General features: G+C 63.1%; 17 protein-coding genes. 4 read left to right on the top strand and 13 right to left on the bottom strand.

Annotation, left to right across the window (positions count from 1 at the left end):
- Positions 1–142 precede the first annotated feature (142 nt).
- Positions 143–3,703 (top strand): DNA polymerase III subunit alpha, encoded by a 3,561-nt coding sequence (gene dnaE, locus QEN71_RS24470; protein ID WP_201654071.1) that lies wholly within the window; start codon positions 143–145, stop codon positions 3,701–3,703.
- 46 nt (positions 3,704–3,749) lie between these two features.
- Here dnaE and QEN71_RS24465 read toward each other — a convergent pair whose 3' ends face one another.
- On the bottom strand, positions 3,750–4,517 hold the full coding sequence (locus tag QEN71_RS24465) for a glycosyltransferase family 2 protein (RefSeq protein ID WP_201654074.1): 768 nt from the start codon (positions 4,515–4,517) through the stop codon (positions 3,750–3,752).
- A gap of 341 nt (positions 4,518–4,858) precedes the next feature.
- Here QEN71_RS24465 and msbA point away from each other — a divergent pair, with 341 nt between their 5' ends.
- The 3 genes from msbA to QEN71_RS24450 all read left to right on the top strand — a co-directional run bounded on the left by msbA (position 4,859) and on the right by QEN71_RS24450 (position 9,254).
- Positions 4,859–6,652, top strand: coding sequence for a lipid A export permease/ATP-binding protein MsbA (gene msbA / locus QEN71_RS24460; RefSeq protein WP_201654077.1), 1,794 nt, complete (start codon positions 4,859–4,861; stop codon positions 6,650–6,652).
- An 85-nt stretch (positions 6,653–6,737) separates the two neighbouring features.
- Positions 6,738–7,742: a glycosyltransferase family 4 protein gene (locus QEN71_RS24455; RefSeq protein WP_223960739.1), complete on the top strand. Its 1,005-nt coding sequence runs from the start codon at positions 6,738–6,740 to the stop codon at positions 7,740–7,742.
- Between the two features lie 237 nt (positions 7,743–7,979).
- On the top strand, positions 7,980–9,254 hold the full coding sequence (locus QEN71_RS24450; RefSeq protein ID WP_201654080.1) for an O-antigen ligase family protein: 1,275 nt from the start codon (positions 7,980–7,982) through the stop codon (positions 9,252–9,254).
- A 27-nt stretch (positions 9,255–9,281) separates the two neighbouring features.
- Here QEN71_RS24450 and QEN71_RS24445 read toward each other — a convergent pair whose 3' ends face one another.
- The 12 genes from QEN71_RS24445 to upp form a co-directional block, all read right to left on the bottom strand.
- Complete coding sequence (locus tag QEN71_RS24445) at positions 9,282–9,578, bottom strand: hypothetical protein (protein ID WP_201654083.1); 297 nt, start codon at positions 9,576–9,578, stop codon at positions 9,282–9,284.
- 173 nt (positions 9,579–9,751) lie between these two features.
- Positions 9,752–9,913 carry a hypothetical protein gene (locus tag QEN71_RS24440; RefSeq protein ID WP_201654086.1) on the bottom strand — a complete coding sequence of 54 codons (162 nt, stop codon included), beginning with the start codon at positions 9,911–9,913 and terminating at the stop codon, positions 9,752–9,754.
- Positions 9,914–10,099: 186 nt separating this feature from the next.
- The gene (locus QEN71_RS24435; RefSeq protein ID WP_201654089.1) at positions 10,100–10,288 is read right to left on the bottom strand and encodes a hypothetical protein; all 189 of its coding nucleotides are present in this window, start codon (positions 10,286–10,288) and stop codon (positions 10,100–10,102) included.
- Positions 10,289–10,356: 68 nt separating this feature from the next.
- A complete protein-coding gene (gene rng, locus QEN71_RS24430; protein WP_201654092.1) occupies positions 10,357–11,826 on the bottom strand; it encodes a ribonuclease G in 1,470 nt (489 codons plus the stop codon).
- Between the two features lie 9 nt (positions 11,827–11,835).
- On the bottom strand, positions 11,836–12,462 hold the full coding sequence (locus QEN71_RS24425; protein ID WP_201654095.1) for a Maf family protein: 627 nt from the start codon (positions 12,460–12,462) through the stop codon (positions 11,836–11,838).
- 161 nt (positions 12,463–12,623) lie between these two features.
- Entirely contained in the window at positions 12,624–13,094 is a 471-nt protein-coding gene (gene rlmH, locus QEN71_RS24420) for a 23S rRNA (pseudouridine(1915)-N(3))-methyltransferase RlmH (protein WP_042327538.1), read from the bottom strand.
- 70 nt (positions 13,095–13,164) lie between these two features.
- Positions 13,165–13,623, bottom strand: coding sequence for a ribosome silencing factor (rsfS, locus tag QEN71_RS24415; protein WP_201654098.1), 459 nt, complete (start codon positions 13,621–13,623; stop codon positions 13,165–13,167).
- 2 nt (positions 13,624–13,625) lie between these two features.
- On the bottom strand, positions 13,626–14,345 hold the full coding sequence (locus tag QEN71_RS24410) for a nicotinate-nucleotide adenylyltransferase (protein ID WP_201654335.1): 720 nt from the start codon (positions 14,343–14,345) through the stop codon (positions 13,626–13,628).
- 51 nt (positions 14,346–14,396) lie between these two features.
- Complete coding sequence (gene hemF / locus QEN71_RS24405) at positions 14,397–15,329, bottom strand: oxygen-dependent coproporphyrinogen oxidase (RefSeq protein ID WP_201654101.1); 933 nt, start codon at positions 15,327–15,329, stop codon at positions 14,397–14,399.
- 264 nt (positions 15,330–15,593) lie between these two features.
- Positions 15,594–16,871 carry a phosphoribosylamine--glycine ligase gene (gene purD, locus QEN71_RS24400; RefSeq protein WP_201654104.1) on the bottom strand — a complete coding sequence of 426 codons (1,278 nt, stop codon included), beginning with the start codon at positions 16,869–16,871 and terminating at the stop codon, positions 15,594–15,596.
- A 301-nt stretch (positions 16,872–17,172) separates the two neighbouring features.
- Positions 17,173–17,901 carry a YebC/PmpR family DNA-binding transcriptional regulator gene (locus QEN71_RS24395; protein ID WP_201654107.1) on the bottom strand — a complete coding sequence of 243 codons (729 nt, stop codon included), beginning with the start codon at positions 17,899–17,901 and terminating at the stop codon, positions 17,173–17,175.
- 979 nt (positions 17,902–18,880) lie between these two features.
- Positions 18,881–19,531 carry a uracil phosphoribosyltransferase gene (gene upp, locus QEN71_RS24390; protein ID WP_028365561.1) on the bottom strand — a complete coding sequence of 217 codons (651 nt, stop codon included), beginning with the start codon at positions 19,529–19,531 and terminating at the stop codon, positions 18,881–18,883.
- Positions 19,532–19,640: the final 109 nt, after the last annotated feature.

Here is a 19,640-nt window from a genome sequence, read left to right as displayed (position 1 = left end):
GCGTCGAAATAGCCGTTCGGCCGACCTCGATTCGCGCAAAGCGCCGTTGACAAACGCGCCAGCCCGAGCATCCCTGGCCGGATGGCCAACGGCGCAGTTTGGGCCCGGTTTCGCCGAAAATTTTCGGAAGGGCGGGGTTACAATGTCGCCCATGTCAGATCCCCGCTTCGTCCATCTCCGCGTTCACTCCGAATTCTCGATTGCCGATGGCATCGTGCGCATCGACGACGTCGTCGATGCCGCTGCCAAAGACGGTCAGGGCGCGCTCGCGCTCACCGATCTCGGCAACGCATTCGGTCTCGTCCGTTTTTACCAGGAAGCCCGTGGCAAAGGGGTCAAACCCATTGCCGGCTGCGACGTCTGGATCACGAATCCCGACGACCGCGACAAGCCTTCGCGACTTCTGCTGCTGGTCAAAAACAAGACCGGCTATCTGAATCTTTGCGAACTGCTGTCGAAGGCGTGGCTCACGAATCAGTATCGCGGGCGCGCGGAAGTGGAAACGGCTTGGCTCGAAAGCGGTCTCGCCGAGGGGCTACTGGCGTTGTCGGGCGCGCAGCATGGCGACGTCGGTCTCGCGCTTGCGGCGGGCAACGATGAAGCCGCACGGCGCAACGCACAGCGCTGGGCGCAGATTTTCCCGAACGGTTTCTACATCGAATTGCAGCGCGGCGGGCAACCCGGCGGAGAAGCCTACGTGCAGCAGGCCGTCTCGCTCGCAGCGGCGCTGAAGCTGCCTGTCGTCGCCACGCATCCGCTGCAGTTCATGACGCCCGACGACTTCACCGCGCACGAAGCGCGCGTGTGCATTTCCGAAGGCGATATTCTCGCGAATCCGCGCCGTCAGAAGCGTTTCACGACGGACCAGTATTTCCGCACGCAAGACGAAATGGCTGCGTTGTATGCGGACATTCCGTCCGCGATTGCGAACACCGTCGAAATCGCGAAACGCTGCAATCTCACGCTCGAACTCGGCAAGCCCAAGCTGCCGTTGTTCCCGACGCCGGACGGCATGTCGCTCGACGACTACCTCGTGCAGCTGTCGAAAGAAGGCCTGGAAAAGCGTCTTGAGCAGCTGTTCCCCGAGCAGACCGAACGCGATGCGCAGCGCGAAAGCTACTACGCGCGCCTCGATTTCGAGTGCGGCACGATCATCAAGATGGGCTTTCCCGGCTACTTCCTGATCGTCGCGGACTTCATCAACTGGGCAAAGAACAACGGCGTGCCAGTCGGCCCTGGCCGGGGCTCGGGTGCCGGTTCGCTGGTCGCGTACGCGCTCGGCATTACCGACCTCGATCCGCTGCGCTACAACCTGCTGTTCGAACGTTTTCTGAATCCGGAGCGGGTGTCGATGCCCGACTTCGACATCGACTTCTGCCAGCACGGCCGCGATCGCGTGATCCAGTACGTGAAGGAGAAATACGGTGCGGATGCCGTGTCGCAGATCGCCACGTTCGGCACGATGGCCGCAAAGGCGGCCGTGCGCGACATCGGCCGCGTGCTCGATCTCGGCTACATGTTCACGGACGGCGTCGCGAAGCTGATTCCGTTCAAGCCGGGCAAGCACGTCACCATCGCCGACGCGATGAAGGAAGAGCCGCTGCTGCAGGAGCGCTTCGACAACGAAGACGAAGTGCACCAGCTGCTCGAACTCGCGCAGCGCGTGGAAGGCCTGACGCGTAACGTCGGCATGCACGCGGGCGGCGTGCTGATCGCGCCCGGCAAGCTGACCGACTTCTGCCCGCTTTACACGCAGGGCGACGAAAGCGGCGTCGTGAGCCAGTACGACAAGGACGACGTCGAAGCCGTCGGCCTCGTGAAGTTCGACTTTCTGGGTCTGACCACGCTGACCATTCTCGACTGGGCCGAGCGCTATATTCGCCGTCTCGATCCGTCGAAGGAAAACTGGTCGCTGGCCCAGGTGCCGCTCGACGATCCCGCTTCGTTCTCGATCCTCAAGAAAGCGAATACGGTCGCCGTGTTCCAGCTGGAAAGCCGCGGCATGCAGGGCATGCTGAAGGACGCGCAGCCCGACCGCTTCGAGGACATCATCGCGCTCGTGGCGTTGTATCGTCCAGGCCCGATGGATCTGATTCCGAGCTTCTGCGCGCGTAAGCACGGCCGCGAAACCGTCGAGTATCCGGATCCGCGCGTTGAACCTGTTCTGAAAGAGACCTACGGCATCATGGTCTATCAGGAGCAGGTGATGCAGATGGCGCAGATCATCGGCGGCTATTCGCTGGGCGGCGCCGACTTGCTGCGTCGCGCGATGGGCAAGAAGAAGCCCGAGGAAATGGCGAAGCATCGCGAGATCTTCGCGGAAGGCGCGGCCAAGAACGGTTTGACGCGCGAGAAGGCCGACGAAACATTCGACCTGATGGAGAAGTTCGCGGGCTACGGCTTCAACAAGTCGCACGCGGCCGCCTATGCGCTACTCGCGTATCACACCGCGTGGCTCAAGGCTCACCATCCCGCCGAATTCATGGCGGCCAACATGTCGCTCGCGATGGACGACACGGACAAGGTCAAGATCCTGTTCGAAGATTGCCTCGCGAACAAGATGGCCGTGCTGCCGCCGGATATCAACCTGTCGGCGTACCGTTTCGAGCCGGTTGCCGAAAGCGACGGCAAGCGCTCGCGCACCATTCGCTACGGTCTTGGCGCAATCAAGGGCAGCGGCCAGAACGCGATCGAAGAAATTCTGCGCGCGCGCGAAGAAAGTCCGTTCATCGATATCTTCGATTTCTGCAACCGGATCGACCGACGCATCGTCAATCGTCGCACGATCGAAGCGCTGATCCGCGCAGGCGCGTTTGACTCTCTGCACGAGAACCGCGCGCAGTTGATCGCGTCTGTCTCGCTCGCGATGGAAGCCGCCGACCAGGCGAGCGCCAACGCGATGCAGGCAGGTCTCTTCGATATGGGCGATGCGCCGTCGCAGGGCCACGAACTCATCGACGAACCCGCGTGGCCGGACAAGCGGCGTCTGCAGGAAGAGAAGACGGCGCTCGGCTTCTATCTGTCGGGCCATCTGTTCGACGCGTACAAGGACGAAGTGCGTCGCTTCGTGCGCCAGAAGATCGGCGAACTGAAGGAAGGGCGCGATAAGCTGGTGGCGGGCGTGATCGTATCGCTGCGCACGCAGATGACTCAGCGCGGCAAGATGCTGATTGCGCTGCTCGACGACGGCACGGGCCAGTGCGAAGTAACCGTCTTCAACGAGCAGTTCGAAGCGCACAAGCAGCTGTTCAAGGAAGACGAACTGCTCGTCGTGCAAGGCCAGGCGCGCAACGACGCGTTCACGGGCGGCATCCGCTTCACCGTCGATACGCCGATGGATCTCGGTCGTGCCCGCACGCGTTACGCGCAGGCTGTGAAGGTGCAGATGAACGGCAACGCGAACGCGCATGCGCTGCGCTCCGTGCTGGAGGCGTATCGCGCGAAACCGGAAGATGCTGAAGTGGCGGCGGCGCCCGTTGCTCGCAGCGGCGGCCGCGGCGGCTTCAATGGGGACTCGGGCGGGCGCTCGCAGCGGCCTTCCGCGCCGATGCCGAACGGGCTCGCCGTGCAGATCGTCTATCGCAGTGACAACGCGGAAGGCGAGGTGCGCCTCGGCGACGCGTGGCGCGTGAAGCCGACGGATGAATTGCTCGCGGCATTGCGCAACGAGTTTTCCGGCAGCGCGATTGAGATCGTGTATTGATCCGTGCGAAGCCCGCTTGAATGGCGGGCGTCGGTTCGGAATGCGGTCAGCGCGCCGAGACGTCCTTGCGGCCCAATTGCGCCAGCTTCATGAACCGGTAGTAGACGGTTTCCGCGTTGAACATCGCGATCATGAAGCCCGCGCGTCCGTCCAGGAATCCGCGGCGCAGCAGGTAGGTCCGCACGAACGCCCACGCGCCTCGCGCGATGGCCTTGCCGAAGCTGCCGCGCTGGCCGGCCGCGTGGCGCTGCTGCGCGCCTGCCGTCGAATACGCGTCGAGCTTGCGCAGCACCGTCTCAAAGTCTTCGTACGAGTGGTGCATCAGTTTGCCTTCCAGACGTTTCGCGGGCGAATCGAACATCAGCCGTTCGTGCACGAGGTCGTCGGAGAAGCGCGCCGAGCCGCGTTTGAACAGACGCGGAATCCAGTCGGGATACCAGCCGCTGTGGTGCACCCAGTGTCCGCAGAACGCCGACAGACGGTCGATCGCATAGACATCCGCGGCAGGCGTGGCGAGCGCACTCGCAATCGAGACGGCCAGTTCCGGCGTGACGATCTCATCGGCGTCGATCGAGAGCACCCAGGTCGTGCCGAGCGCGTCGAGTGCTCGGTTCTTCTGCGGACCAAAGCCCGGCCAGTCGGTATGCGTGAGCACGCGCGCGCCGTGCGATCGGGCGATGTCGATGGTGGCATCCGTGCTGCCGCTGTCGACCACGACGATTTCGTCGGCGAACGCGACTGAGCGCAGGCATTCGTCGAGCCGGAGCGCGGCATTCTTCGTGATGATGGCGACGCCGAGTGTGGGTTGTGTCATGCGAATCGATGCCGGGAGAGACGGGCGTCCGGTCCACACGGCCTGCTGCCGTGGCCGCCGCCCAACGAAAGTTGCGCAAGTATACACAGCGTCCGTGCGCCCACGAAAAGCGCGGGCGGGCATGCAGATGGCCGCTCAGCATGGAGCCGAGCGGGCTCGGGGCCGCTCGAGCCGGGCGCTTGCCCGCGCCGCGCCCGGGGAAATCCGCAAACGCGTGGATTTCCAATCATTTAGCCGGGTCGGGATGACATGCCGGACGGTTTACAATGTCGCATTTGCAATCCGCCCGAGGGGGCGGTCCACGGGTGCCGTGAAGCGCACCCGCATTCCCAGAGGAACTCTTGAGCGCCAAGCCAACGTTAAGCAAGCCCATCGGCTCCGGTGAAACAACGTCGACCATCGTGGTCCTGCGGCGTCTGTGGCCGTATGTCAAGCCGCTCATCTGGATCGTCCTGGCCGGCATTTTCACGATGGGCGTCGTGGCCGCCACCGAGGCAGGGATTCCCGCGCTGCTCAAGCCGCTGCTCGACCACGGTTTCGGCGCGCACGGCAGCGACGCCGCTAAGTGGTACGTGCCGCTCGCCGTGATCGGGCTCGCGCTCGTGCGCGGTGTCGCGCAATACGCGTCGGGCTACCTGCTGTCCTATGTGTCGAACCGCATCCTGCTGGAACTGCGGCTGACCATGTTCAACCGCATGATCCACAGCAGCGTCGCCTTTTTCCAGCGCGAAACGGCCAGCACGGTCATCAACGCGATCGTCTTCGAGGTGAACCAGATCCTGAACGTGCTGACGGGCGTGATCGTCACGCTCGTGCGCGATTCGCTGACGGTCGTGTTCCTGCTCGGCTATCTGTTCTATCTGAACTGGCGCCTGACGCTGATCGTGGCCGTGCTGCTGCCCGGCATCGGCTGGCTGGTCGGCAAGATCAATCGCCGGCTGCGTCGCCTGAACCGTGAACATCAGACGCTCACCAACGAGCTGTCCTATATCGTCGAGGAGACCGTGGGCGGCTACAAGGTCGTCAAGGTGCATAACGGCGAACAGTACGAGATCGACCGTTTCACGGAAATGAGCAAGCGCCTGCGCGGCTACTCGATGCGCATGACGGTGTCGGGCGGGCTCGCGCAGCCGCTCACGCAGTTTCTTGCGTCGATCGCGCTCGCCGTCGTGATCACGATCGCCGTCGTGCAGTCGTCGCACGACCAGACGACGGTTGGCGGCTTTGTCGCGTTCGTCACGTCGATGCTGCTGATCATTTCCCCGCTCAAGCATCTGATGGACGTGAATCAGCCTTTGCAGCGCGGCATGACCGCGGCCGAGCTGATTTTCGGGCTGATCGATGAGCCCTCGGAACCACCGGGCGGCGGCCGCAAGCTGGAGCGCTCGACGGGCGAAGTCGAGTTCCGCGACGTGTCGTTCATGTACGGCGCGAGCGGTCCGATGCAGCGACAGACGCTCGATACCGTGTCGTTCAAGGTTGCGCCTGGTGAGATGGTCGCGCTGGCGGGTCCGTCAGGCAGCGGCAAGACGACGCTCGTGAACCTGCTGCCGCGCTTCTTCGATCCGAGCGGCGGCCAGATTCTCGTCGACGGTGTGGCGCTGCCCGAATACGGCATTCACGAACTGCGCAGCCAGATCGCGATGGTGAGCCAGGACGTCGTGCTGTTCAACGACACGATCGCGAACAACGTCGCCTACGGGCAGACGGCGGACCCGGAGCGCGTGACGGCGGCACTGCGCGCGGCCAATCTGTGGGACACCGTGGCCGCGATGCCGAACGGCATCGAAACGCTGATCGGCGACAACGGCATGATGCTGTCGGGCGGCCAGCGCCAGCGTCTCGCCATTGCTCGCGCGGTCTACAAGGACGCGCCCATCCTCATTCTCGACGAAGCCACGTCGGCGCTCGATTCCGAATCCGAGCGCCACGTGCAGGCCGCGCTCGAAACGCTGATGAAGGGTCGCACGACTCTAGTGATCGCGCATCGTCTGTCGACCATCGAGCGTGCCGACCGCATTCTTGTGCTGGACGCGGGACGTATCGTCGAACGCGGCAGCCACCGCGAACTGCTGGCGCAGAACGGCTTGTATGCACATCTGCATCGAATCCAGTTTCAGCAGCACGCGGCATGAGAACGTCTGCGTGAGCATCCTATAGAGAGCGCACCTGCACGGCCTGGCGCCGCATGCGGGTGCGTCCGCCGCTGCGACATATCCGATGCAGCCGGTGACTATTCAGACAGAAGGCATGATTCACATCTTCAACGGGTTTCACAATCCGAACGGCGGCAGCGAGCGGGAGGCGCTGAGCCTGTACGAACTGCTGCGCGGCAAGAGCGATGTGCAGCTATGGAGCACGTCGTCGCGGACGTCGGAGGAACTGGCGGCTGCCTATCCGATTCGCCGCGTCGCGCCGCTAAAGGCGAGCGTGCCGAGGGGCGGCACCTACGTGTTCGTGGGCGCGCATTGGCGCAACCGGTTGTGGCCGTATTTTGCGGGCCGTCCCGAGCGGCTCGTGTATGTGTTCAACACGTTTCATCCGAAGCTGCTCGCGCTTACTTCGACGCAGCCGCCGCTCTTGCGCTGGCCCGCGACCGAGTTCGTGCTGATCTCGTCGTTCCAGGCTCACCTGCTCGGTGTGAAGGGCGAGATCCAGCCTTCGCCAATCGATATCAGCCGCTTTGCACCGCGCGTGCGTGAACCGCATGCGCAACCCGTCATCGGCCGCTTGAGCCGCGATACGGCCGACAAGCATCATCCCGACGACATCGGCGTGTACAAGGCGCTCGCCGCGCGTGGCTGCAAGCTGCTGCTGCAGGGCGCGACGACGCTGGCGGGTGCCTTGCCGCAAGGCGACGCGATCCGGGTTTTGCCCGAAGGCGCGATGGCCGCGCCGGACTTTCTGCACGAGCTCGACATTTTTTATTACCGGACGGGCGAGCATGTCGAGACGTTCGGCCGCGTGGTGCTCGAAGCGATGGCCTGCGGTTTGCCCGTGGTATGTCATCGTCATGGCGGCTATGCGGACGTCGTTCGTCATGGCGAGAACGGCTATCTGTTCGATACGTCCGAAGAAGCGCTGGCGATACTCGATCAGTTGATCGGGCAACCGGCGCTGCGCGCGCAGATCGGCGCGGCCGCGCGCAGGACAGTCGAGCAACTGTATTCGCGCGAGGCGCTCGACGCACGCACGGCGTTCTATCTGCGCGATGCATCGCGATAAATTTCCGGGCCTTACTGCTGCCTGTTCGTCTGACGGACGTGAAACCAAAACGCATGCACGCCGTGAGATGATGGTGACGGTGTGACCCGGTCGCCCGGGTGCGACCGGCAGAGGTAGCGGGCAAGATCGATAAGTTCGACAAAAAGGCATCGGCCGTAAGAAGCCGGGCCACTGACGCAGCGAGCCGACGGTCGACGGCTACGCGAGCGCACATCGTCAATGAGAGTTGAAGCACACATGCAACACGCCAGAACAGATTCGTATCCGTTGATCCTCGCGCGAACTTTCGCGCTCGTCGCCCTGTTTGCCATTCCGCTATCCACCGCCGGTGTCAACATCGCGGCGACGCTGTTTGCAGTGTGCGCGCTGCTGTCGCCTGAAGTGTGGCGCAACTGGCGCGCGATTTTCACGGACCGCGTGAGCGTGGCCGCGCTGATGCTTGCCGCCGTGCTCACGTTGAGCCTTGCGTGGACGTCGGCGGATCGCATGCATGCATTCGACTTCCTGACGAAGTACCGCAAGCTGATCTATCTGCCGCTGCTGATGCTGACGTTCAGAGATTGCCGTACGACGGCCTGGACGACCGTCGCGAAGTGGGCTCTGTTCGGGGCACTGACGTTTGCGCTGCTGCTGTCGTGTTCGAATTACTTCGGCTGGACGTCGATCGGCCCGTGGCACTCGAATACCGATCCCATCCGCCGGGCGTGGGTCTTCAAGGATCACATTGCGGCGGGCATCATGACGGCGCTGCTGTTCTATCTGGCGCTGAACTTCGCGAAACACGCGCGCTCGCGTGCGGCCAAGGCGGCGCTCTATGTCGTCGCGCTGCTCGCGATCGTCAATGTTCTGCTGATGATGCAGGGGCGTACGGGGCAGATCATCGCGATTCTCTTTATCGTGATCTATGTCGTGACGTACTTCGTGTCGCTGCGCGGCATGAAACCCTGGGTGCGATGGGGGAGTGGCGTCGTGCTGGTCGCCGTCGCGGGCAGCCTCGTCTACGCGGCGCTGCATTCGCACGGCTCGCGTCTCGCGGAAACGAATCAGGAAATCAGCGCGTACGAGACGTCGAACAAGAACACGTCGATGGGCGTGCGCATTGTGTTCTACCGGCGCAGTCTCGAACTGATGGCCGAGCGTCCCGTCATCGGTCATGGTGTAGGCACCGTGCAGGAAGAGTTCGATGCGTTCGCGCGTAACGCGACGGGCGCGGCCGCCGCGACGGCGGGTAATCCGCACAACGAATTCCTGCTGATGGGGATTCAACTGGGGGCGCTCGGTATTGCGCTGTTCGTGTTCTTCCTCGTGCAGATCGGACGCTCCGCGCTGGAGTTGCGCGAGCCGGCGCGCACGATTGTGCTCGCTTATCTGTTCGCCTTTGCGATCGGCTGCTTTGCGAATTCGCTGCTGCTGAACTTTACCGAGGGCAATCTGTTCATTTTCCTCGTTGGCATTTTCCTGAGTTGCCGCAAAGGTACGCCGTCGAAGGCGGACGAACGCGCGGTTCGCTAAGCGCCTGCCTGGACGAGCCGACTTCTTTCAAACGCCGCTCGTCACCAGCGACAACACCGACAAATCGGGATGCGTGCCTTCGACGATCGCCTTGCCGACGTGCACGGCTTCGTCGCTAGCATCGTCGAGCGTCTTGAACGATTCCTCGCCGTCCGCGTGAAACGGAACCGTGTGGCCGGGCAGTTTGGGATTGGCGCCGGGATGACAGACGTAGCCGATATACGTGTAGCGCGCGGTGCCTTCTTTCAGCGACGGCGCGACGTGGATCTCGAAGCCTTCATAGTCGACTTGTTGCCAGCTCAGGGTTGCGGCTTCGTCGGGCATGATCGCCTCCGTGCGGGGCGGCGCGTCGAGCGGCCTGAAGATGACGGGCGGGGCTGACGCTTGCCGCGTGTCGTGCGCCGCTCAGAGCGGCGCGGGTGAGTGTGAATGGATAGTATGCGGATCGGCCCGATGTTCGTCGCAAAGGACTCGCGCGAATATCCGGCCGACGGGACTCAGTGACGATGCCGCAGGCGTTCCCACCAGCGATGCCCGTCGAAGCGCCCCGACATCCCTTCGCGATAGTGATGCTCGCGCTTTAATTGATGCGACAACAGCGTCACGATCACCGCCAGCACGACGATGCCGACCACGATGCCCACCATTGATTCAGCCATGGCAGCCTCCGTCTATTGCAACTGCATACGGAAAGTCTAGTTGATTTGCCGGAAGAGGGCGTCTCGCCCATAACGGGCCGTGCGGCGTCTCTCATGTCGCATGCCGTGCGCGATCGATCTCTGTAACCTCTACACGGAAGCGATTGAAAATTCGTATCGCGCGCCGATGCAGGTTGCATCGTCGGATCAGTTTTCATCCTCGGAAAGCAGCGCTTCGAGACCGAATAACCAGGCGATGCCGAAGGTCAGCATGCCGGCTGCCGTGCGTTTGCGTCGGGTGTCCTTTTCACGGACGGCCTGGCTGTAAAGCCCGTCGTAGCAAGGGCTTGGTAGAGATGTCGGATCGTCGTTGTAGTCGTATTGTTCGGAGCGCATGTCGCCTCCCGCGTGCGGTATCGCCTGCAATAAAGCAAGCGATGTGCCCGAAGGTTGAGGCGATGCGGTTACATCAGAACGATATCGTATTGCTCCTGGCTCAAATTCGACTCGACCTGCAAGGACACCGGCTTGCCGATGAAATCGATCAGCATGGCCAGATGCTGGGATTCTTCCTCCAGAAACAGATCGATGACCTGCTGCGAAGCGACTACGCGAAACTCGCGCGGATTGAACTGACGCGACTCTCGGAGAATTTCGCGCAGCACGTCATAGCAGACGGTCCGCGCCGTCTTCACCTGACCCTTGCCCTGACAAACCGGGCAGGGCTCGCACAGCACATGCGCGAGCGACTCGCGCGTGCGCTTTCTCGTCATCTCGACGAGCCCCAGTTGCGAGAACCCGTTGACCGTCACACGCGTCCGGTCGCGCGCCAGGGCTTTCTTCAATTCGCCAAGCACCTGATCGCGATGCTCAGCGTTCTCCATGTCGATGAAGTCGATGATGATCACGCCGCCCAGATTGCGCAGCCGCAATTGCCGCGCGATCGTATGCGCTGCTTCGAGATTGGTCTTGAAGATCGTATCGTCGAAATTGCGCGCGCCGACATAGCCGCCCGTGTTCACGTCGATGGTCGTCATCGCTTCCGTCTGGTCGATCACCAGATAGCCGCCCGACTTCAGATCGACGCGCCGCGATAGCGCACGCTGGATTTCCGTCTCGATGTTGTACAGATCGAAAAGGGGACGCTCGCCCGTGTAGTGATGCAGCTTCGACGACACAGCGGGCGTGAACTCGGCGGCGAACTCCGTGAGCATCTGGAACGTCTCGCGCGAATCGACCTGGATGCGCGTGGTCTCGTCGTTGACGAAGTCGCGCAGCACGCGCTGCGCAAGGTTCAGATCCTGATAGAGCAGGCTCGTCGGCGGCATGCGTTGGGCCTGCGAGAGTATCGTCGCCCATGTTTTGCGCAGATACGCGACGTCGGCGGCCAGTTCTTCGCTCGTCGCGTCTTCGGCGATGGTGCGCACGATGTAGCCGCCTTTCTCGTCGACAGGCAACACCGACGTGAGCCGCGCGCGCACGGCTTCGCGCTCGGCCTCGCTTTCGATCTTCTGCGAAATGCCGATATGCGGTTCCTGCGGCAGATAGACGAGCGTGCGCCCGGCAATGCTCACCTGCGTCGACAGACGCGCGCCCTTCGTGCCGATGGGATCCTTGACGACCTGCACCATCAAGGATTGCCCTTCGAAGACGATTTTCTCGATGGGCTGATGCGGCACCTGCTGCTGCGGTTCGCCCGCGAGCCGCGGATGCCAGATGTCGGCAACGTGCAGAAACGCAGCACGTTCCAGACCGATATCGATGAACGCGGACTGCATGCCCGGCAGCACGCGCACGACCTTGCCGAGGTAGACATTGCCGACCCGCCCGCGCGACAGCGTGCGTTCGACGTGAAGCTCCTGTACCGCGCCCTGCTGGACCAACGCTACGCGCGTCTCCTGCGGCGTAACGTTAATCAGGATTTCTTCGTTCATGGTGTTGTTTTAGAAGTCGATGCGCGCCGCACGTAGAAGGGCAGCGGTTTCAAACAATGGCAAACCCATGATACCTGAATAGGACCCGTCGATATGCTCGATGAACTCCGCCGCGCGCCCCTGAATGCCATACGCCCCTGCCTTTCCGAGCGGCTCGCCGCTTGCTGCATAACGACGCAGCACATCGCTTTGCGCTGCAGCAAAACGTACGCGTGAAACCGATAGCACAGGCGCGAGCAATTCGCCTTGTGCATCGACGACGGCCACGGCTGTCAGCACTTCGTGATCGCGGCCGGCAAGACGCGTGAGCATCGCGACGGCGTCGTCGGCATCGATCGGCTTGCCGAGGATCGCATCGTCGATCGTGACGGTTGTATCGGCAACCAGAACGGGCGCATTCGCGTGACCGCCTGCAACGAGCCGCTCGCGCGCCGCATGGGCCTTCGCGACGCACACGCGCATCACGTAGTCGTGCGCACGCTCGCCGGGCAGTTCGGCTTCGAGCGCTTCGGCGTCTTCATCGGGACGCGGTAACAGCAGTTCGAAGCGCACGCCCAGCTGCGTCAACAGTTCCTGACGGCGCGGGCTCTGCGAAGCGAGATAGACGAACGGAAAAGCGGCACTCTGAATCGACATGAATGGATCACCAGCGAAGTAGGGCGGCCCGGCCTCAGAAGATGAAGCCGACGACAGGTGTTGAGCGTAACAGACGGGGAAAGCGGTGCGCACCCTGGCCGTTCGGCCAGGTTGTACGCAAGGACGCGGGACCTGAAGATATCCGAAAGTTCAGACGGAGTTCAGACCCGATGATACGGATGGTTCTGCGTGATGGTCCACGCGCGATACAGCTGTTCGGCAAGCAGTACGCGGACCATCGCGTGCGGCAACGTGAGGCTCGACACGCGCAGCAGCATGTCGGCACGCGCTTTCAGATCGGGGTCCAGTCCATCGGCGCCGCCAATCAGAAACGCGACGTCGCGTCCGTCCTGTTGCCACGTGGGCAGCGCGTTCGCGAGCTGCATCGTGGTCCAGTCCTTGCCGCGTTCGTCGAGCGCGACGATGCGCGCGTTCTTCGGCAACGCCGCTTCGATCTTCTGCCGCTCGGCGGCCATCACGCTTTCGGCGGAACGGCCCGACGACCGTTGTTCGGGCTTGATTTCACGCAGTTCGATGCGCAGCTCGGGCGGCATGCGCTTCGCGTATTCATCGAAGCCCGTGGCGATCCAGTCCGGCATCTTGTGGCCGACCGCGAGGATATGCAGTTTCATCGTCAGCCTCGCGCCGCGTCGGAAACACTGACAACGGATCGACCGGACGTCGGCCCGATCATGAAAGCGATCACGAGCGGCGGCGAGCCGGTGCCTTGCGCGCCGGACGTGCGACGGGGGCTTCTTCTTCCTCGTCTTCGTCGTCGAGCGGCTCGGACGGACGGGCGCCGCCGAACGGGTTCGGCGTCGACAGCTTCACGCGAACCGGCTTGTCGCCCCAGATCTCTTCGAGGTTGTAGTACTGGCGCAGCGCCGGTTGCAGGATGTGCACGACGGCGTCGCCGCAATCCACCAGAACCCATTCGCCGATGTCTTCGCCTTCCGTGCTGACGATGTCGCCGCCTGCTTCCTTGACCTTCTCGCGCACGCTGGAGGCGAGCGCCTTGGTCTGGCGGTTCGACGTGCCGCTCGCGACGACTACGCGGTCGAACAGTTCAGTGAGGTGGCTGGTGTTGAACACCCGGATGTCTTGCGCCTTGACGTCTTCGAGTGCGTCGACGATGGCACGTTGCAGCTTGCGTATATCCATGATTACCGATGGTACAGATGATGTTGAACAATATAGTCCCACACGGCCGTGGGGACATGATTCTGTGCAGCTTGACCGTTGCCCGACGCTGCCGCGTTTTCGAGCGACGTGCGCAGATGCGCGCGAATATCGGTGGCCGACACATCGAATGCGAGCGACGTATCGATCAGCAGATGCCCGGCCGGCGTTGCCTGCAGCGTGTCGGCGTCAGCCGCGCGTTGCGCGATCGTCGCCGCGACGACGGGCGGCACGGCCGACACGTCGAAGCCCGGACGCGTTGCCGCGGCGACATGCGCGTAGTCGAACAGTTGCTGCCAGTCGCGCCAGGTACCGAGCCGAACCAGTTGGTCCGCGCCGATCAGCAGCGAGATCGACACGTCCGCACCTTCGCGTTCGCGCCAGCGCCGCAGCGTTTCGACAGTGTACGTGGGGCCGTCGTGCTCGATTTCATCCGTGGCGACGCTGACCGTCACTCCTGGCAGCGTCAGCGACGCAGCGGCGGCGCGGGCCATCGCGAGCCGGTGCGTGGCCGCCGATACATCCGCTTTCTGCCACGGCTGGCCGGCCGGCATCAGCACGAGTTCGGTCAGAGCGAGCGCATCGGCGAAACGCCGCGCGAGCGCGAGATGACCGTCGTGGATCGGGTCGAACGTGCCGCCGAGTATGCCGATACGGCGGCGCAATGCCTGTTTCACAGCGGCGGATTGAACGGTCGGATTCAGTTGCGGTTCCTTTGCCTGTCGATGAGAGCGGAGTTGGCGCGGCGCAGCGCGTCAGACCCACTCGCGCTGCACGAGAAAGTCGCTGTACAGGCGCGCTTCCGGCGTGCCCGGCTCGGGCTGCCAGTTGTAGCGCCAGTTCACGACGGGCGGCATCGACATCAGGATCGATTCCGTGCGCCCGCCGCTTTGCAGCCCGAACAGTGTGCCACGGTCGAAGACGAGGTTGAATTCGACGTAGCGGCCTCGCCGGTAAGCCTGAAAGTCACGCTGGGCTTCGCCGTACGGCATGTCGCGGCGTTTTTCGATGATGGGCAGATACGCATCCAGGAACGAATCGCCGACGCTCTTGACCATCGCGAACGATTTATCGAAGCCGGGCTCGGCGAAATCGTCGAAGAAAATCCCGCCGATGCCGCGCGGTTCGTTCCGATGCTTCAGGAAGAAGTAGTCGTCACACCAGCGCTTGAAGCGCGGATAGAGGTCGTCACCGTACGGTTGCAGCGCGTCGCGGCAGACGCGGTGGAAATGCTGCGCGTCTTCCTCGAAGCCGTAATAGGGCGTCAGATCCATGCCGCCACCGAACCAGAACACGGGCGCTTCGCCCGCTTTCGTGGCGACGAGGAGGCGCACGTTCATGTGCACGGTCGGGCAGTACGGGTTGCGCGGATGCAGCACCAGCGACACGCCCATCGCTTCGAACCCGCGCCCCGCCAGTTGCGGACGCAGCGCGCTCGCCGAGCCGGGCAGCGCGTCGCCTTGCACGTCCGAGAAGCCGATGCCCGCGCGCTCGAAGAATGCACCATCTTCCAGAATGCGCGTGCAGCCGCCGCCGCGCAGCTTCTCGCCGGGCTTGCGCTGCCAGCTGTCGGTGGCGAGCGGCGTGCCGTCGAATGCACCGAGCGCGTCGGCGATCCGCGTCTGCAAGCCTTGCATCCAGGTGCGGACGGTCTGGGTGTCGTGAGCGTCGTGAATCGAATCGGTCATGGTATGTGGGGCGCGGCAGGCGGGAAACACTGGCGCGGTCGAGACTCAACGGGACGGTTTGGGCGCTATGCGCCGTTCGCGGCACACGTTCTGGCAATTGCCGGCGCTGCTCAGCCGGGTTTCACCCATTGCGGCAAACATCTGCCGACAGACCCAAGTGTAGCGCCGGCGCGGCCATATGGCCCCGAAGGGCGGTGTCGTGCATCCGGGCAGACTGCCCCGGATGCCGCGCCGGGAAGCGCTTTCGCGCAGAAAGTGGCCGGTTTAGCCGTGCTTGCGATTGGCCGCGCGATAACCGATATCGCGGCGATACTGCATGCCGTCGAACGAAATGTGGTTGATCGCCTCGTAAGCGACCGACTGCGCGCTGCGCACCGAATCCGCCAGGCCGACGACGCACAGCACGCGTCCGCCCGACGTCGTCAGCTTGCCATCCGCGAGCGTCGTGCCCGCGTGGAACGTGACGGCGTCGGCTGTTTCGGGCGGAATGCCGCTGATGAAATCGCCCTTGCGCGGCGCTTCGGGATAGTTGTGCGCGGCCAGCACCACGCCGAGCGCGGTGCGGCGGTCCCATTCCAGTTCAACCGTGTCCAGCGTGCCCGCGATCGCCTGCTCGACGACCTTCGAGAAATCGCCCTTCAGGCGAGCCATGATCGGCTGCGTTTCGGGGTCACCCATCCGGCAATTGAATTCGAGCGTCTTCGGGTTGCCTTGCGCGTCGATCATCAGACCGGCGTACAGGAAGCCTGTGAAGCGGATGCCTTCTTTCTCCATGCCGCGCACCGTCGGCAGGATGATTTCGCGCATTACGCGTGCGTGCAACTGCGGCGTGACGATAGGTGCGGGCGAGTAGGCGCCCATGCCGCCCGTGTTCGGGCCCTGATCGCCGTCGAGCAGACGCTTGTGATCCTGGCTCGATGCCAGCGCCAGCACGTTCTTGCCGTCGACCATCACGATGAAGCTGGCTTCTTCGCCCGCCAGGAACTCTTCGATCACGACGCGCGCGCCGGCATCGCCGAGCTTGTTGTCCGACAGCATCATGTCGACGGCGTGGTGCGCTTCTTCGAGCGTCAGCGCGACGACCACGCCCTTGCCGGCTGCGAGGCCGTCCGCCTTGATGACGATGGGCGCGCCTTTTGCATCGATGTACGCGTGTGCTGCTGCGACGTCGGAGAAAGTCTCGTACTCGGCCGTGGGAATGGCGTGGCGCTTCATGAACGCCTTCGCAAAGTCCTTCGAGCTTTCGAGCTGCGCCGCTTCCTTCGACGGCCCAAAAATCTTCATGCCGCGTGCGCGGAAAATATTGACGATGCCCGCCGCCAGCGGCTGTTCCGGGCCGACCAGCGTGAACGCGATCTGTTCTTTCTCGACGAAGTCGGCGAGTGCGTTCGGATCGGTGATGTCGATGTTGCGCAGACGGTCGTCCTGCGCGGTGCCGCCGTTGCCCGGCGCGACATAGACGAGCTGCACGCGCGGCGACTGCGCGAGTTTCCACGCGAGCGCATGTTCGCGACCGCCGGAACCGACGACGAGTAACTTCATGTGATTCCCCGAATACTAAAAACCGTGAACGGCCCGCGCATCGGCGCAAGCCGTGGATGTCCATCTCTACCTTCGCACAACGCGAACGGGTTGCCTGTGACGCAGGCCACAAAGCAGGGCGTTGTGGCGGAAAAGGCCGCGAAATACGTCGCCGGATACTCGATCAACGGCGGCGCTCAATAGTCGCGCTCAACGGCGTGCGGACATTCATACGAAACGCCCGCGCGGTGAGCGGGAGGAGCGCTGCGACGGCCCGGGTACGCGGAAAACGTCGACCCGGGCGGAGCGCTCACTCCGGGCCTCACTCGTCGGCGATGGCCGCGTTCGTATAGACCTCTTGCACGTCGTCCAGATTTTCCAGCGCGTCGAGCAGCTTTTGCATCTTGACGGCGTCGTCGCCCGTGAATTCGACTTCCGTCTGGGGCTTCATCGTCACTTCGGCGAGTTCCGCCTTGAAGCTTGCAGCTTCGAGCGCGGCCTTGACCTTCGGGAAATCGTTCGGCGGGCAGATCACTTCGATGCTGCCGTCTTCGTTCGTGACGACGTCGTCGGCGCCTGCTTCGAGTGCGGCTTCCATCAGCTTGTCTTCGGGCGTGCCGGGTGCGAACAGGAACTGGCCAACGTGATCGAACATGAACGACACCGAGCCGTCCGTGCCCATATTGCCGCCGAACTTCGAGAACGCGTGGCGCACTTCCGCGACGGTGCGCGTGCGGTTGTCCGTCATCGTATCGACGATGACGGCCGCGCCGCCGATGCCATAGCCTTCGTAGCGGATTTCCTCGTAGTTCGCGCCGTCGACGCCGCCGACGCCGCGCTGGATCGCGCGGTTGATGTTGTCCTTCGGCATGTTGGCGTCATACGCCTTGTCGACAGCGAGCCGCAGACGCGGGTTCGAGTCGATTTCGCCGCCGCCCATGCGGGCCGCGACCTGGATTTCCTTGATGAGCCGCGTCCAGACCTTGCCCTTCTTGGCATCGGCCGCTGCTTTCTTATGCTTGATGTTGGCCCATTTCGAATGACCCGCCATACCTTTCTCCGTGGCGCGCGCCAGCGGGGCGCGCGCAGTGTGCAAATGTCGTCAGTCTGGTCGCACCCTGTGCGTTTTTGTGTCGCTTCGGCGATGTGCGCCGGGAGTTCCGGCGCTGCGGGATAGTTGCCGCGCGAGCGTCGCCGCTAGTGACAGTCTTGGCCTGCGGCCGGGGAAGGGTGAACTGCCTTGGTTCATGGCAGACCGCAATTTTATCATGGCAGGGTGGGGCGCCTTGGCGGCGTGGTTCGGTTTTTTGGTGTTTCGGGATGTGGTTCGGTTTTTTGGCTGCGCTGGCATCCGCGTTGTCGTATCGGTTTGCTAGCGTCGCCCCTGTGCGGGGCGGCACCTACTTTTCTTTGCAGCGGCAAAGAAAAGTAGGCAAAAGAAAGCCGCTCACACCGCCAATTCTTGTGTTTGCCCCAGGGGCTCTCAACATCCCCGTCCTTCGGGCGGCAACACACTTTTTCGTGCCCGTTGCCAGCGTGCTAACTGCACGCATCACCCGCTTCGCACGCCCGCGTCACTTACCGCGTTACCAGGCAGTCCACGGCCGCCCAGGTGGCAAACTGTGTGTAGGCGGTCGCGACACAAGTGCACCACTCCGGACTGAAAAGCGGGATCGGTGTCGTAGAAGCGCCAACGCGTCAGGCGCGGCAACCTGCACACCGTTTGCCACCTGGGCGGCGCGGACGGTTCGACGCCGCTGTCTGCGCTACGAGTGATTGAAGTGGGTGATGCGCCTGTTTAAAGGCGCTGGCAACGAGCATCGATTGACGCGCTGCCACGTGAGGTGCGGGACCCGTAGGGGGCCCGCAGGCAATCACAAGCACTGGCGGTGTGAGCGGCTTTCTTTTGCCTACTTTCTTTGCCGCTGCAAAGAAAAGTAGGTGCTGCCCCGCACAGGGGCAACGCTAGCAAACCGACATGACAAAGCGGATGCCAGCGAACCAGCAAAAAAACCAGGCCCCCGCGAAGGCTAATTCTTGGTCCCGAACAACCGATCCCCCGCATCCCCAAGCCCAGGAATAATGTAAGCATGCTCATTGAGCCGGGTATCGAGCGAAGCCACATAAAGCTTCACATCAGGATGCGCATCCTGGAACACCTGCACACCCTCAGGCGCCGCCACCAGCGCGAGGAACGAAATATTCTCGCCGGCGACACCGCGACGCTTGAGCACGTCGATCGCATGCACGGCCGAATAGCCCGTCGCGACCATCGGATCGCACAGAATGAAAATCCGGTCCTCGAGATCGGGCAGACGCACGAGATACTCGACAGGCCGATGATCGTCGTCGCGATACACGCCGATATGGCCGACGCGCGCCGACGGAATCAGCTCGAGCAATCCATCCGACATGCCGATGCCCGCGCGCAGCACGGGCACGATCGCGAGCTTCTTGCCGGCGATCACGGGCGCATCGATATCGACGAGCGGCGTGCTCACGCGACGCGTCGTCATCGGTAGATTGCGGGTGATTTCGTAGCCCATCAGCAGCGTGATCTCGCGCAGCAGCTCACGGAACGTCCGCGTGGACGTGTCGCGGTCGCGCATGTGCGACAGCTTGTGCTGGATCAGCGGGTGATCGAGGATGAAAAGATTGGGAAAACGGCTGTCCTGAGTCATGACGAGGCGCCTCGCGGCGAAGTTGTGCTGGCTGATGATGGTCTCGCACGGCGTCCGCGCGGCCCGTAAGGTAACGGGCGGCAGCGAACGGCTGTGCCGTGACCGCAAG

The sequence above is a fragment of the Paraburkholderia sabiae genome (assembly GCF_030412785.1).
Classification (GTDB): domain Bacteria; phylum Pseudomonadota; class Gammaproteobacteria; order Burkholderiales; family Burkholderiaceae; genus Paraburkholderia; species Paraburkholderia sabiae.
The sequence above is the reverse complement of the archived record's forward strand: the minus strand, read 5'-3'. Positions and strand labels throughout refer to the sequence as shown.

What these genes read in the sequence shown, in the direction of transcription:
- upp (WP_028365561.1), bottom strand. Translation starts at nt 19,531, where the DNA reads ATGACTCAGGACAGCCGTTTTCCCAATCTTTTCATCCTCGATCACCCG.
- QEN71_RS24435 (WP_201654089.1), bottom strand. Translation starts at nt 10,288, where the DNA reads ATGCGCTCCGAACAATACGACTACAACGACGATCCGACATCTCTACCA.
- QEN71_RS24395 (WP_201654107.1), bottom strand. Translation starts at nt 17,901, where the DNA reads ATGGCGGGTCATTCGAAATGGGCCAACATCAAGCATAAGAAAGCAGCG.
- hemF (WP_201654101.1), bottom strand. Translation starts at nt 15,329, where the DNA reads ATGACCGATTCGATTCACGACGCTCACGACACCCAGACCGTCCGCACC.
- QEN71_RS24445 (WP_201654083.1), bottom strand. Translation starts at nt 9,578, where the DNA reads ATGCCCGACGAAGCCGCAACCCTGAGCTGGCAACAAGTCGACTATGAA.
- QEN71_RS24425 (WP_201654095.1), bottom strand. Translation starts at nt 12,462, where the DNA reads ATGTCGATTCAGAGTGCCGCTTTTCCGTTCGTCTATCTCGCTTCGCAG.
- rlmH (WP_042327538.1), bottom strand. Translation starts at nt 13,094, where the DNA reads ATGAAACTGCATATCCTCGCGGTCGGCCACAAGATGCCGGACTGGATC.
- rng (WP_201654092.1), bottom strand. Translation starts at nt 11,826, where the DNA reads ATGAACGAAGAAATCCTGATTAACGTTACGCCGCAGGAGACGCGCGTA.
- purD (WP_201654104.1), bottom strand. Translation starts at nt 16,871, where the DNA reads ATGAAGTTACTCGTCGTCGGTTCCGGCGGTCGCGAACATGCGCTCGCG.
- QEN71_RS24450 (WP_201654080.1), top strand. Translation starts at nt 7,980, where the DNA reads ATGCAACACGCCAGAACAGATTCGTATCCGTTGATCCTCGCGCGAACT.
- QEN71_RS24440 (WP_201654086.1), bottom strand. Translation starts at nt 9,913, where the DNA reads ATGGCTGAATCAATGGTGGGCATCGTGGTCGGCATCGTCGTGCTGGCG.
- QEN71_RS24465 (WP_201654074.1), bottom strand. Translation starts at nt 4,517, where the DNA reads ATGACACAACCCACACTCGGCGTCGCCATCATCACGAAGAATGCCGCG.
- rsfS (WP_201654098.1), bottom strand. Translation starts at nt 13,623, where the DNA reads ATGGATATACGCAAGCTGCAACGTGCCATCGTCGACGCACTCGAAGAC.
- dnaE (WP_201654071.1), top strand. Translation starts at nt 143, where the DNA reads ATGTCGCCCATGTCAGATCCCCGCTTCGTCCATCTCCGCGTTCACTCC.
- QEN71_RS24455 (WP_223960739.1), top strand. Translation starts at nt 6,738, where the DNA reads ATGCAGCCGGTGACTATTCAGACAGAAGGCATGATTCACATCTTCAAC.